The organism is Paracoccus sp. SCSIO 75233 (assembly GCF_027912675.1).
Lineage (GTDB): Bacteria > Pseudomonadota > Alphaproteobacteria > Rhodobacterales > Rhodobacteraceae > Paracoccus.
The window spans coordinates 79,162-92,031 of record NZ_CP115758.1; the positions used below are offsets into that span (position 1 = coordinate 79,162).

Sequence of the window (12,870 nt, forward strand, 5' to 3'; positions counted from 1 at the left end):
GTCGTCCTCTTAGTTCCGGGCCGCGGCATTCAGTCCGTCACGTGCAGCCAGATCGGCTGGCACGGGAATTTCGATATCAAGCAGCATCTGCGCGAACCCTTTGCCCTGCGGGTCTATGCGAACCGAGGCGATGCCGCCACCGCCAAGCGATTCATGCAACAGGAAATTCAGCGAATGGCTTCCAGGCAAGTCGAACCGTTCTACCCTGCCGTCGCAGACATGGGCGAAATAGTCCTTCACCACCTCTTCGCTGAGAGCCGAGCGGATATATGGCAGGTAGTCCGGCTTGCGCGCGAGGATGCCGATATTGGCGATGTCCCCCTTGTCGCCCGAGCGGCCCCAGGCCAGATCGACGAGGCGGACCTTGACAGCGTCCGGGCCGGGCTCGCGGCTATCTGCGGGCGGTGCGGCAGGTGGATCAAGGTGGACTGGCGTAGTGGCCACGCTCACGGGCACATCCTTGCCGTCGACCTCGACCGCGACGGGGGTCTCGGCCTTGCTCTGAAGGAAGGAGAACAGGCGGACCACCGGTTGCACCTTGGGCCGTCCGGCGAAGAACCCGGTCAGACCCTGCGCGGTCGAAATCGCCATCGGTGCTATTTCGCCGGCAAAGATGTTCAGCGCGGCGCGATCGTCATGGACCGCGCCGATCTTGAGCACCACCTCGCGGGTTCGGGCGCGCGCATTTGCGCCATAGGCCGCCTCGGCCCCCAGCACCTCGACGCTGACCTGCCGAAAATCGCCCATGTTGCGGTCGCGGAAAATCCGGCGACAGCGGGTCAGGATCGCCTCGGCCACACGTTCGGCCTTGGCGGGTGCATCAATCGCGGCCAGTGTCAGGGTAGAGACCGCGCGCCAGCCATCGGCATGGGTCGCCGACACCTTGTAGCTGTCGGTGCGCCCAAGCCCCCTGCCGCCCTTGACCAGCACCTGATCGGGTCCGACCTGCTCCAGGGTGACCCCGGACCAGTCGCAGATCACGTCGGGCAACAGGTAGGCGCGCGGATCCCCGATTTCATAGAGCATCTGCTCTCCGACTGACCCGGGCACGACCAGCCCGCCGGTGTCAGGCGTCTTGGTCATGATGAAACTGCCGTCTTCGGACGCCTCGACGATGGGCATGCCCATATTGTCCCAACCCGGCACGTCCTGCCAGTCGGTGAAGTTGCCGCCGGTTCCCTGGGGGCCGCATTCGATCAGGTGGCCGGCCAGCGATCCCTGGCTGAGCTTGTCCCAGTCATCGTCGCCCCAGCCGTATTCATGCATCAGGGGACCAAGCGCGACCGCGCTGTCGGCGCAGCGTCCGGTGATCACGATGTCGGCCCCGGCATCCAGCGCGGCAGCGATGGGGCGGGCACCCAGATAGGCATTCATGCTCCAGATATCATCTGGAAATGCGACACCCGAGAACATTTCCGTCTGACCGTTTTTGCGAATTTCATCGGCCCTGGGCAACAGGTCATCGCCTAGCACGACTCCGATGGACAGATCGATCCCGGCCTGGGCGGCGGCTTTGGCAAGCGCATCGCTGCAGCCACGCGGGTTCACGCCCCCTGCATTGGCAACGACCTTGATCCCTTTTGCCTTGATATCCGGCAACCAGGGTGCCAGCGCCTTGACGAAGTCCGGCGCATAGCCCGTCTCGGGCGCTTTGGCGCGGGCCCGCGCCATCAGCGACATTGTCACCTCTGCCAGATAGTCAAACACCAGATAGTCGATCTCGCCCTTTGAGACCAGTTGACCGATCGCTTCCGGCGTATCGCCCCAGAAGCCCGACGCGCATCCGATGCGCAGCTTGCGTTCCGACATATTCCTCTCCTCCCCGTTTGATCAGCGGCCCGTCCATTCAGGTTTGCGCTTCGAGATGAAGGCATCAAAGCCTTCGCGCGCGTCTTCGGTCTGCGCCACACGCGGTAAAAGTGTTTCTGCAAACCGCATCTGCTGCGGATAGGTCATATCCTCCATCGCGTGACAGGCGTATTTTCCCAGCCGGATCGCGCTCGGCGACTGCGCGGCGATCTGGGCAACCAGTTCTGCAACCTTGTCGTCCAGCCCCGCGGCATCGGTCACATAGTTGACCAGATTGAACTGCAGGGCTTCCTCGGCCGTCAGAGGAACGCCGGTGATGAACATCTCCATCAGCCTCCGCCGGGGCAGCACGCGCATCATGGGTGGCACGATCGTCATGGGAAACAGACCCACCTTCACTTCCGGCGTTCCGACGCGGGCATGATCCGCCATCACAGCCAGATCGCAGGCACAGATGATGCCCGCTCCCGCCCCCATCGCGACGCCATTGATGCGCGCGATCGTTGGCTTTCGGCACGCCTGTATCGTCTCGAACAACCTTCCGGCAAAATGATCCGGGTCCGCCGGATCCTGAACAAACGGGCCGCCATCCGCCCCCGCCTTGATGTCGCCCCCGGCACAGAAGGCGCGCTCGCCCTCGCCGGTCAGAACGATCACGCGGCAATCGCTGTCCCTCTCGGCAGCACATATGGCGGCCATGATCCCGTCTGCGACCTCACGGTTGAGGGCATTTCGATTATCAGGACGTCGAATCGTGATACGCACTTCTTTGCCGAGCACCTGCGATTGAACAACGCTCTCAGTCATTTCCGAAGTTCCCCCCTGCATTCAGGACGCCGCGCTTTCTTACGTCAGGTCGTCAAAAGCTTGGCTTGATCTATTTTCTAACATGTGTTTGATTTTGGTCAACAACGCAAACAACATTTTTCGGGAGGACGATATGACCGCTCAAAGTGAGGCCATCTCGGCTGATCTGGAAGCCATCAGGGCGAACTATTCTTTGACTGATGAGCAACGCCAGATCGTCGATCACGTGGATCGGGTATCGCGCGAGGTGCTGCACCCGCTGCAGGCGCGCATGGATGACGAGGAATGGTGGCCCGATGATCTGTTCAAGCAGATGGGCGAGCTGGGCCTGCTGGGGATTACCGCGCCGGAGGAGCTGGGCGGATCGGGGCAGAACGAGTTCACCCAGGCGCTGGTGTCCGAGGTGATTTCGAAGTGGAATCCGGCTGTGGGCCTCTCGCACGGGGCGCATGACAACCTGTGCCTGAATAACCTGCTGCGCAATGGCTCCGAAGAGCAGGTGAAGAAATACGTGCCGGGCCTTTGCTCGGGCGAGCTCGTCGGTGCTTTGGGCCTGACCGAACCGGGTGCGGGATCCGATGCGCTCGGATCCATGGCCACCACTGCCCGCCGCGACGGTGATGATTATGTCATCAACGGCTCGAAGATTTACATCACCAACGGCCCCATTGCCGATGTGATCCTGCTTTATGCCAAAACCGACAAGTCGAAGGGCGCCAAGGGCATTTCTGCTTTCATCATCGAGACGGACAATCCCGGTTTCAAGGTGGCGCAAAAGCTTGACAAAATGGGCTTTCGCGGCTCGCCAACCGGAGAACTGGTGTTTGAGGATTGCCGCGTACCCGCATCCGCCATGGTTGGACCGGAAAACACCGGCGTTTCGGTGGTAATGAGCGGGTTGGATCTGGAGCGTGCTATGGTTGCCTCAGTCTGCGTTGGCATGGCCGAACGCGCCCTGGAACTGGGGCTGGAATACGCCAAGATTCGCGAACAGTTCGGCAAGCCGATTGCAAGTTTCCAGATGATGCAGTCGAAACTGGCCGAGATCTACACCGAGGTCGAAACCGCGCGCGCCTTCGGTTATCGCGCGCTGGCCGCCTGTACCGGGTTGCCGAAAGGGGCCGGGGGCCGCGGCGAAATCCACAAACTGACGGCGGCGGCCTGTCTTTACGCCGGCGAGGCATTCAACAAGGCGGTGACCGAAGCCTGCCATATTCATGGTGGCTCTGGCTACATGCAGGACACCGAGATCAACCGGCTGTTCCGCGCCAACAAGCTGCTGGAAATCGGCGCGGGTACAAGCGAAGTCCGCAAGATCATCATTGCCGAAGAACTTTTGCGCGCCTGAGGGGGACGAGACAATGAACAAGCAACTGCGCAACGACACCGCTCTGCCAACACATTTCATGACGGACGAACAGCAGGCCCTGGCCGATCAGGCCGGCAAGTTCTTCATGTCCGAATTCCACCATCTGAACGCGGAAATGGACGATACTGATGACCTGCCGCCTTCGGTTTTCCCCAAGCTGGGCGAGATGGGATATCTCGGCCTGAACGTGCCGCCGGAATTCGGCGGGGCCGGGCTCGACTTTACCTCGGCCTGTATCATCACCGAGGAAATGTCTAGGGCCTCGGCGGCCATCGGACTGACCCATGTGGCCCATGACAATTTGTGCGTCAACAACATCTATCGCAACGCCAATGACGAGTTGCGCCGAAAATACCTGCCGGGCCTGTGCAACGGCACGCTGGTGGGTGCTCTGGGCCTGACCGAACCCGGCGCGGGGTCCGATGCGCTTGGCTCGATGCGGACCACGGCCAAAAAGGATGGCGACGACTACATCCTGAACGGCGCCAAGATCTACATCACCAATGGGCCGATTGCCGATCTGGTGCTGGTCTATGCCAAGACATCGCCCGAAAAAGGGGCCAAGGGCATTTCCGCCTTTATCGTGGAAACCGACACGCCCGGTTTCAAGGTGGCGCAGAAGCTCAACAAGATGGGATTCCGCGGCTCGCCGACGGGCGAACTGGTATTCGAAGATTGCCGTGTTCCGGCCAGAAACATGGTCGGCAAGCTGGATGGCGGGGTTGCCGTTACCATGTCCGGACTTGATCTGGAACGTGCCATCGTCTGTTTCAACGCTCTGGGCATTGCGCAGCGGGCGCTGGATATTTCCATCGATTACGCCAAGACACGCCAGCAATTCGGCAAACCGATCGCCAGTTTCCAGATGGTTCAGGCGATGCTGGCCGACATGTATACGCAGATCGAGGCCGCGCGCAGCCTGTCCTTGCGCACCGCTGCCATGTGTGAAGGCCTCGAAGAGGGCGAAGGCGGGCGCGGCGAAATCCACAAGCTCACCGCTGCGGCGATCTACAAGGCCGCTGAGGCGACATCCTTCGTGCTGGACAAAGCTGTCCAGATTCACGGCGGCTCAGGCTACATGCGTGATACCGAAGTGAACCGGCTGTACCGGACCGGTCGCGTGCTTGAGGTCGGCGCGGGCACCCAGGAGGTTCGCAAACTCATCATCTCCGGCGAATTGCTGAAGAACTAAGGGGGCGGAACATGAGCGAAGCGAAATCAAGGCGTTACGCGTCGGATCTCATGGCGGGCCAGGTTGCCCTGGTCACGGGGTCTGGATCTGGAATGGGCCGGGCGACGGCGATCGAAATGGCCGCTTGCGGAGCCAGGCTTGCGCTGTTCGCGCGCCGGGAAGAGCCGCTGGAAGAGACCGCCGAAATGATCCGCGCGGCGGGGGGCGAGGCCTTCGTCGTGCCCGGAGACACCCGCGACGAAGACAGTATTGAAACTGCGATGGGGCGGATCAAGGACCACTATGGGCAGTTGGATGTCTTGGTGAACAATGCCGGCGGCCAGTATATCGCGGCCGCCCGCGATATCACCAACAAGGGCTTCGAAGCCGTGATCCGCAACAACCTGATCGGATCTTGGCAGATGACCCGGGCAGCGGCGGATCACTTCATGTACGACAATGGTGGATCGGTTGTGTTTGTCACCGCCATCTCTGCGCGCACCGCGCTTACCGGCTTTACACACACCGTCGCCGCCCGCGCCGGTGTGACGGGCATGATGAAAACGCTGGCCGCCGAATGGGGCGAGTACGGCATCCGGCTGAACTGTGTCGCGCCGGGCACGATCAAGACCGATGCGCTTGGCCGCTATCCGATTCCGCCGGAACAGTGGAAAAAGCTGAACCGCTCGGTGCTAAACCGGATGGGGGCGGCCGAGGACATCGCAGGCACGATCATTTTCCTGGCCTCGAAACTTGGCGGTTTCATCACCGGAGAAGACATTTATGTAGACGGCGGTGAGACCTTGCATATGGGTCATGACGCGCGGGACATGATCAACCCCGCGATGTTCGAAAAACGCGAACGGGGAGATGGCAAGAATGAATAAACAGCCCGTCCTTCTGGAGATTTCCGACAGGATCGCCACGGTTACGCTGAACGATCCCGAGCGGCGCAACCCGGTCACCGGAAACGACATGATCGCTGCCCTTCTGAAGACCTTCGCCAAGGTGCAGGCCGATCCTCAGGTCAGCGTGATGATCCTGACCGGCGCCGACCCGGCCTTTTGTGCCGGCGGCGACATCAAGGAAATGAACGATCCCGACAGCGTGTTCCGCAAGGAGCCGCTGGCGGCGGCGCAGAGCTATGTTGATGGGGTGCAGCGGCTGCCGCTTGCGCTCTACAACATGGATATTCCGACCATCGCCGCAGTCAACGGCCCGGCGGTGGGCGCGGGGTGCGACCTGACCATGATGTGCGACATGCGCATCGCGTCGGAAAAAGCAAGGTTCGGCGAGGTGTTTCTGAATCTCGGAATCATTCCGGGCGATGCGGGCAGCTGGTTCCTGTTGCGTCGTCTGGGCCACCAGAAGGCCGCCGATCTGACCTTCTCAGGGCGCATGGTCGAGGCCAAGGAAGCGCTGGAGCTTGGTATGGTGCTTGAACTTGTGCCTCATGAAAAATTGATGGAACGTGCCCGCGAACGGGCCGCTGTCATCGCCGCGAAACCGCCGCGTGCGGTGCGGGTCGCCAAGCGTCTGATGCGCAATGCCGAACGGATGGACCTGCCGGATTTCCTGAATTCCGCGGCGGCCTATCAGGCGCTCATGCATCAGACCGAAGACCACCACGAGGCGGTTGCTGCGTTCGTCGAAAAACGAAAACCCAATTTCACGGGGCGTTAAAGGAAAGATCGCATGTCAGACATCACCCAAAAGAAGATGGAGCAAATCGCGCAGATGTGGAATGCGCGCGGCAAGGGTCTGATAACGCATATGGCGCTTGAGATCGAAGAGGTCTCGACGGAAGGTGTTCGGGTTCGGATGCCGTTCAATCCGGACTTTTGCGTCGATGCGGAACAATCGCTGCTCCACGGTGGTATCCTGACGGCACTTCTGGACAGTGTCTTTGGACTGGCGAACTTTGTTGCCATCGAAGGCGTCAGTACCATGGCCACTCTTGACCTCAGAGTTGATTACCTGCGCCCGGCCCGTTCACGCGCGGATGTCATCGTTCAAGCGCATTGTTTTCGCAAGACCCGCCACATCGCCTTCAATTCCGGCAGCGTCTGGTTCGCGGGCCATGAGGATGCTGAAATAGCCAGGGGAACCGCCTCGTTTGCATTGACGCGCGGCGAAACCAGCCTGTTTGACGCAATGACAAAAGGAAAAACCTCGTGATGGACGTGCAAACTGTCAATGCCAATGTATCCCGGGTGCCGTTCTTCCGATTTCTCAACTTTGAGGTCAGAAGTCTAGACAGTCTCCATGCTGAGGCGGAAATGACCTTTGATGACCGCCATATCGGTAACCCGATCATGGAGTACTACCATGGCGGCATAATCGCGAGTTTTATGGAGGCCACTGCCGCCATCGCGGTACAGCCCGATTTCGCCGACGTTCCGGCCAAGCCGATCAACCTGACCGTCGATTACCTCAGACCCGGTGTGAAGGGACCGCTTTTTGCCCGCGCTAACGTCACGCGCAAAGGCAAGCGGATGGCAAGCGTCAGCGTGCTCAGCTGGCAGACGGATCGGGAAAAGGCGGTTGCCGAAGGGCTGTATCACTTCCTTCTGGTCTGACCGGGGCAACCGCTTTCAGGGCTACCTTGTCCTGTGGACGGGGCCGCTTCCCGGTTACAAATGCCTTCCAGTAACAGATTGATGAGCATGCTGGAGAATTCAGGCAGTGATAGATATCCTTCCACTCCTGCCTTGTTCGGGTCGAACCATTCCACCGTCCAGTTTAAGGCACCCAACATCACCTGGCGCAAGGGGACGATCTTGATATCCGACCGTATGGCACCGTCGTCCTGAGCTTCACGGAGTATCCAATCCCAGAGTTTTCCATACTCATGGCGAATACCCCTGTGCCTCTCCCTGAAATGATTGGGGAGCATTCCATAACTTCGGATGTTCGCCGAGGTAAATTCGCTTGCCTTGAAGAGGAAATCCAGGTGCGTCCAGATTGCGGTCGCTATCCTGGCGTGATGATCGTAGGGGGCATCGAATTGCCGAACGGCGGCTTCGACACCTGATAGCAGGTCCTTTAGTCCGGCGTTCAGCACTTCGTCAACGATCGCGTCCTTGGAATTGAAGTGGTAATAGACGCTGCCCGCTTTCAAGCCAGCATTGTCCGCGACCTTTCTCAGAGTCGTCGCCTTGTAGCCATTGTCCCTCAGAACGCGCGCTGCGGCCGTTAGTATTTCTGCACGGGTCTTAGCCGCCTTGCTGCCAGGGTCCGGAGTTTTGACGGGAGTGGCGGGACACAGCTTCAAGCCTTCTGTATCAGCACTGTCATGCAAACACATTCCGTCAAGTATCAGCTTACTCATTCGTTCCGCGAGGATGCGCACCGGATACTTGTCGACATCGTACCATTCCACGGTCCAGTTCATGGCACTCAGGATGAACTGGCGGATCACAGCAGTGGATATGTCACTTCGAAGGTGGCCGGCGCGTTTGGCGTCATTCAGGAATTTGCCCCAGGCACCTGCATATGATGCACGCAATTCGCGATGCGGGGCGCGTGTTTCGTCCGACAACATCGGATAGTTCCGAATATTAGCTGACGTAAAGTCACTGTCGGTCAACAGATAGGTAAGGTGTGTTTCAATCAGGGTTCCGAAAGTCTTGCGAAAATCCTCCGAACTTGTCGGTGCCGGCCGAACGATTTCACTGACCGTCTGATATAGTTGACGGACGCCAATTTCGAGAACTTCGCTCAGAATTTGGTCCTTGGATTGAAAATGGTAATAAATGCTGCCGGCCTCAATGCGGGCTTCCTGCGCGATGTCGCGCATCGTCGTTGCATGATAACCTTGATACCGAAAAAGTCGCGCGGCCGCAGCGAGTATGGCTTCGCGGGTCCTCTCCGACTTGCTTAGATCGTCATACACTATCTTGGTATCTTCACTCTGTCGTGCCATCCATTGTCGATACTTGTTGGCCCTGTGGCTGTCCATTGCAATAAATCTAACAGACGTTAGAATACATCCGAGAGAGTGTCGAATCAACTCTTTTCAAGGTGCAACGGAAGAGGAGGACCTCCACATGCGAGGATTGAGTGGAAAACGGGTCGTCGTGACCGGCGGTGGGAGCGGCATCGGCCGAGCGGTTTGCGAACGGTTCGGCGCAGAGGGCGCCGAAGTTGCCGTTTTCGATCTGAACAAGGATGGGGCGGATGAAACTGTCCGACTGATCATCGACGCGGGTGGAAAGGCCCAGGCCTTCAAAGCGGACATCACCGATCGTTCTCAGGTCGACATGGCAGTGGCCGCGTTCGAGGCCGGAGGCCCGATTGACGTGCTGGTGAACAACGCCGGCTGGGACGTGATCAAACCGTTCCTCGATACCGATGCCGATCTTTGGAAAAAGGTCATCGACATCAATCTTTATGGCCCGCTCAACATGCATCACGCGGTGCTTCCGGGCATGGTCAAGAACGGCAGCGGCCGCGTGGTCAATATCGCGTCCGACGCCGGACGCGTCGGATCATCCGGCGAGGCTGTGTATTCGGCCTGCAAAGGTGGCATCATCTCGTTTACCAAGACCGTGGCGCGCGAACTTGCACGCAATGGCATTCAATTGAACGCGGTCGCCCCCGGACCGACCGACACGCCTCTGTTCGCGCAGGTTGCCGAAGGCGAGGCCGGTCAAAAGATCGCTGAGGGTCTCAAGCGGGCGATTCCGATGAAGCGCCTGGCGCAGCCGTCAGATTACCCGGGCATCATCTGTTTTCTGTCGTCCGACGACGCGGGATTCATCACCGGTCAGGTGATTTCGGTTTCGGGCGGCTTGTCCATGCACGGTTGAAACGCTGACAGCTGCGACGGAGACAAGGCGCTGCTGCCAAACCGTGCCAAGAGTTACTCCTCGACTGGCCGCGCCTTATGTGCGGCCCCTTTTTATTGTAGAAAGGTTGCGAATGTTTCAGCCAAGCTCTGAAATCCAGCGAACAAGCACGCTGACCGCTTTTCTGAATGACTGTGAGATTGACAGCTACGAGGAGCTCGTCGGCCTATCGAACGAAGAGCCCGAATGGTTCTGGGGCCGGATCATCGACCATGCCGGCATGCGGTTCGCGCAGCCTTACACCCGGTTGCGAGATATCTCCACAGGGCCCGAATCGATCAGATGGGCCGTGGGAGGCACGTTGAATCTGACAGAAACCTGTCTTGACGCCCGAATTGCCGATGGCCTGGGCGACAAGACCGCAATCGACTGGGTCGGTGAAGACGGAAGCCGCCGTCGCTGGACCTACTTCGACCTTGCCGCCGAAGCCTCCCGCGTCGCCTCGGCCCTTGCCGCGCGCGGTGTAATGCCGGGTCAGGCGGTGGGCATTTATATGCCGATGATCCCCGAAATCGAGGCCGCGCTTCTGGGTATCGCGCGGCTGGGCGCGGTTGCGGTACCGCTGTTCTCCGGCTTTGCGCCCCATGCCATCGTATCGCGCCTGAGCGATGCGGATGCCGTAGCGGTGTTGACAGCGGATGCCACACCCCGACGAGGCAAGCCGGTCTGGATGGAGGCGACCCTTGCCCAGGCTTTGACCGACGTACCATCGGTTCATACCGTTATCAGCCTGCGACGGTTCGGCGGTGCAGTGGCCGATCCGGTCCGCGATCTGGACTGGAGCGAAACCATAGGCCGCGCCAGTCCGGAGTTTGCCGCCGTTCCGGTCAAGGCCGAAGACACCTTTCTGATCGCCTATACTTCGGGCACCACCGGGCGGCCCAAGGGCGTCGTGCATACCCATTTGGGCGTGCAGGCGAAGGCCACGGCCGATATCCTGCTTTGTCTCGACATGAAACGGGACGACCGGCACCTCTGGATGACCGACATGGGGTGGGTCATGGGACCGCTCACCCTATTGTCGGTGCTCTTGGCCGGTTCGACTCTGGTACTGGCCGAGGGCGCACCATCAATGTCCGGCGATCCCTTCAGGCTGCTGCGTCTTGCGTCCGAAATGGAGGTCACACATCTCGGCGTGGCCCCGACTCTGATACGGCAGTTCATGACGCAGGATACGGAAACTTTGTCGGGCTACGACCTGTCGCCCCTGCGGATTGTCGCCTCGACCGGTGAACCTTGGACCGACGACGCCTGGCTCTGGCAGCTCGATCATATCTGCCGCCGCCGCGCCGTGCCGCTGAACATCTCGGGCGGGACCGAGCTTTTTGGCGCGATCCTGACCTCGACCGTGCTACACGAGATCAAGCCCGGCGGATTTTCGGCCCAGGCACTTGGCGTCGGCGCCAAGGTGCTGCGGGAAAACGGCAGTGAAGCCGCGCCGGGCGAGGTGGGGGAACTGGTGGTGACTCAACCGCCTTTGGGTTTGACCCCGGCCATCCGGGGCGACCGCGAGCGCTACCTTGAAACCTATTGGTCCACCTTCCCGGGCATGTGGCGACACGGAGATTGGGTGCGCTGCGATCCGGACGGGACATGGTATATCCTGGGCCGGTCCGACGACACGCTGAACATCGCCGGCAAACGCATCGGCCCGCCCGAGATTGAGGCGGCCCTGACCGAAACCGGAGAGGTGGTGGACGCCGCTGCCATTGCTGCACCCGACGATATCAAAGGCGTGGCCGTCGTCTGCGTCTGTGTGGCAGCCCAGGGCGTCACGCCTGACGCAGAGCTTGTGGAGCGGCTCAAGGATCGGGTCGGAGAGATCGTCTCGAAACCCTTCCGCCCGCGCGAGATCCACTTTGTCGAGGCCCTGCCCAAGACCCGCAGCATGAAAACCATGCGCCGGATCGTGCGCGCGGCCTTTCTGGGCGAAGATCCGGGCGATCTGTCGTCGATCAGCAACCCGGAAACCATTCAACCCATCGCAGACCTGCAAAAGGAAAAGCCATGATCACTGTTTTCGGAGCCACGGGCACCACCGGCGCCCCTCTTGTCGATACGCTTATGGCAAAAGGCGCGACCGTGCGTGCTGTCACCAGCGACCCTTCCAGGCTCGATGCGCTAAAAGCCAAAGGATGCGAGGCGGTCGTTGCGAATTTCACGGACCCTGCCGCGCTGGCGCGGGCCTGTGACGGGGCAGAAAAGATATACCTGGTCACGCCTGCCCATCTGGACATGCGTCAGTGGAAGGCGAATGTGATCGCGGCGGCCAAGACCGCGGGGGTGCGCCATGTTGTCGTGGCCACCGGGCTTGGCGCCTCGCCCAAGGCGGGGCTGACATTTGGGAAATGGCATTCCGAAACCCAGGAACTGCTGAAGCAAAGCGGCCTTGACTGGACCTTCGTCCAGCCGACCTATTTCATGCAGAACCTGCTCTGGCAGGCCGGCAATATTGCAAAAGATGGGGTCTATTACGACGATCTGGGCGGCCCTGTGGCCTGGGTCGACGCCCGCGACATCGCGGATGTCGCCGCCGAGGCGCTGACCGCTCCGGGGTACGAAGGCAAGGCTCTTGGTCTGACCGGGCCCGAAGCTCTTACCGGAGAAGATATCGCCGCCCTCCTGTCCAGGGTGACCGGGCGCACTGTCACCTGCGCACCCCTGTCGGCCGAAAATGCCAAGGCGGGCATGGTGGCTGGCGGAATGCAGGACGAGGTCGCCAGAGCCATGGTCGAATTGGCTTCCATCGCGCCCAAGGGCTACCTTGCCGGCATCGAGACCACGGTCAGCGATGTGATGGGACGCCCGGCGCGCCGATTTGCCGATTTCGTCGCCGAGAACCGGGATGCTTTCGTCAAGTAACC

The 12,870-nt window shown here is 60.3% G+C and carries 12 protein-coding genes; 9 read left to right on the forward strand and 3 right to left on the reverse strand.

Annotated features, from left to right (window positions below; all coding sequences use genetic code 11):
- Nucleotides 1-9: 9 nt before the first annotated feature.
- Nucleotides 10-1,809 (reverse strand): acyclic terpene utilization AtuA family protein, encoded by a 1,800-nt coding sequence (locus PAF12_RS16265; RefSeq protein WP_027264423.1) that lies wholly within the window; start codon nucleotides 1,807-1,809, stop codon nucleotides 10-12.
- Nucleotides 1,810-1,830: 21 nt separating this feature from the next.
- Nucleotides 1,831-2,616 carry an enoyl-CoA hydratase-related protein gene (locus PAF12_RS16270; protein WP_027264422.1) on the reverse strand — a complete coding sequence of 262 codons (786 nt, stop codon included), beginning with the start codon at nucleotides 2,614-2,616 and terminating at the stop codon, nucleotides 1,831-1,833.
- A 133-nt stretch (nucleotides 2,617-2,749) separates the two neighbouring features.
- Here PAF12_RS16270 and PAF12_RS16275 point away from each other — a divergent pair, with 133 nt between their 5' ends.
- From PAF12_RS16275 to PAF12_RS16300, 6 genes are read left to right on the forward strand one after another with little or no spacing between them, the layout of a single operon-like run.
- A complete protein-coding gene (locus tag PAF12_RS16275) occupies nucleotides 2,750-3,964 on the forward strand; it encodes an acyl-CoA dehydrogenase family protein (RefSeq protein WP_051372710.1) in 1,215 nt (404 codons plus the stop codon).
- Nucleotides 3,965-3,977: 13 nt separating this feature from the next.
- On the forward strand, nucleotides 3,978-5,177 hold the full coding sequence (locus PAF12_RS16280) for an acyl-CoA dehydrogenase family protein (protein WP_027264420.1): 1,200 nt from the start codon (nucleotides 3,978-3,980) through the stop codon (nucleotides 5,175-5,177).
- Between the two features lie 11 nt (nucleotides 5,178-5,188).
- Nucleotides 5,189-6,043 (forward strand): SDR family NAD(P)-dependent oxidoreductase, encoded by an 855-nt coding sequence (locus tag PAF12_RS16285; protein ID WP_027264419.1) that lies wholly within the window; start codon nucleotides 5,189-5,191, stop codon nucleotides 6,041-6,043.
- A complete protein-coding gene (locus tag PAF12_RS16290; protein WP_027264418.1) occupies nucleotides 6,036-6,839 on the forward strand; it encodes an enoyl-CoA hydratase-related protein in 804 nt (267 codons plus the stop codon). The genes PAF12_RS16285 and PAF12_RS16290 overlap by 8 nt, the downstream gene beginning before the upstream one ends.
- Nucleotides 6,840-6,851: 12 nt before the next feature.
- Nucleotides 6,852-7,334 carry a PaaI family thioesterase gene (locus PAF12_RS16295; RefSeq protein WP_027264417.1) on the forward strand — a complete coding sequence of 161 codons (483 nt, stop codon included), beginning with the start codon at nucleotides 6,852-6,854 and terminating at the stop codon, nucleotides 7,332-7,334.
- The gene (locus PAF12_RS16300) at nucleotides 7,334-7,735 is read left to right on the forward strand and encodes a PaaI family thioesterase (RefSeq protein WP_028093915.1); all 402 of its coding nucleotides are present in this window, start codon (nucleotides 7,334-7,336) and stop codon (nucleotides 7,733-7,735) included. Before PAF12_RS16295 ends, PAF12_RS16300 begins: the two co-directional genes overlap by 1 nt.
- On the opposite strand, the gene PAF12_RS16305 is transcribed toward PAF12_RS16300, so the two are convergent.
- Complete coding sequence (locus tag PAF12_RS16305) at nucleotides 7,717-9,081, reverse strand: TetR/AcrR family transcriptional regulator (protein WP_100931405.1); 1,365 nt, start codon at nucleotides 9,079-9,081, stop codon at nucleotides 7,717-7,719. The two genes, PAF12_RS16300 and PAF12_RS16305, sit on opposite strands and share 19 nt — an antisense overlap.
- Nucleotides 9,082-9,205: 124 nt before the next feature.
- On the opposite strand from PAF12_RS16305, the gene PAF12_RS16310 reads away from it, so the two are divergent.
- From PAF12_RS16310 to PAF12_RS16320, 3 genes are all read left to right on the forward strand, one after another.
- The gene (locus tag PAF12_RS16310) at nucleotides 9,206-9,967 is read left to right on the forward strand and encodes a glucose 1-dehydrogenase (RefSeq protein ID WP_088652151.1); all 762 of its coding nucleotides are present in this window, start codon (nucleotides 9,206-9,208) and stop codon (nucleotides 9,965-9,967) included.
- 112 nt (nucleotides 9,968-10,079) lie between these two features.
- Nucleotides 10,080-12,017 carry an AMP-binding protein gene (locus PAF12_RS16315; RefSeq protein ID WP_100931406.1) on the forward strand — a complete coding sequence of 646 codons (1,938 nt, stop codon included), beginning with the start codon at nucleotides 10,080-10,082 and terminating at the stop codon, nucleotides 12,015-12,017.
- Nucleotides 12,014-12,868 carry an SDR family oxidoreductase gene (locus tag PAF12_RS16320; RefSeq protein WP_088652153.1) on the forward strand — a complete coding sequence of 285 codons (855 nt, stop codon included), beginning with the start codon at nucleotides 12,014-12,016 and terminating at the stop codon, nucleotides 12,866-12,868. Before PAF12_RS16315 ends, PAF12_RS16320 begins: the two co-directional genes overlap by 4 nt.
- Nucleotides 12,869-12,870 lie beyond the last annotated feature (2 nt).

Coding starts and splice junctions, on each gene's coding strand:
- PAF12_RS16310 (WP_088652151.1), top strand. CDS start 9,206: ATGCGAGGATTGAGTGGAAAACGGGTCGTCGTGACCGGCGGTGGGAGC.
- PAF12_RS16275 (WP_051372710.1), top strand. CDS start 2,750: ATGACCGCTCAAAGTGAGGCCATCTCGGCTGATCTGGAAGCCATCAGG.
- PAF12_RS16280 (WP_027264420.1), top strand. CDS start 3,978: ATGAACAAGCAACTGCGCAACGACACCGCTCTGCCAACACATTTCATG.
- PAF12_RS16315 (WP_100931406.1), top strand. CDS start 10,080: ATGTTTCAGCCAAGCTCTGAAATCCAGCGAACAAGCACGCTGACCGCT.
- PAF12_RS16320 (WP_088652153.1), top strand. CDS start 12,014: ATGATCACTGTTTTCGGAGCCACGGGCACCACCGGCGCCCCTCTTGTC.
- PAF12_RS16270 (WP_027264422.1), bottom strand. CDS start 2,616: ATGACTGAGAGCGTTGTTCAATCGCAGGTGCTCGGCAAAGAAGTGCGT.
- PAF12_RS16290 (WP_027264418.1), top strand. CDS start 6,036: ATGAATAAACAGCCCGTCCTTCTGGAGATTTCCGACAGGATCGCCACG.
- PAF12_RS16300 (WP_028093915.1), top strand. CDS start 7,334: ATGGACGTGCAAACTGTCAATGCCAATGTATCCCGGGTGCCGTTCTTC.
- PAF12_RS16305 (WP_100931405.1), bottom strand. CDS start 9,081: ATGGCACGACAGAGTGAAGATACCAAGATAGTGTATGACGATCTAAGC.
- PAF12_RS16265 (WP_027264423.1), bottom strand. CDS start 1,809: ATGTCGGAACGCAAGCTGCGCATCGGATGCGCGTCGGGCTTCTGGGGC.
- PAF12_RS16295 (WP_027264417.1), top strand. CDS start 6,852: ATGTCAGACATCACCCAAAAGAAGATGGAGCAAATCGCGCAGATGTGG.
- PAF12_RS16285 (WP_027264419.1), top strand. CDS start 5,189: ATGAGCGAAGCGAAATCAAGGCGTTACGCGTCGGATCTCATGGCGGGC.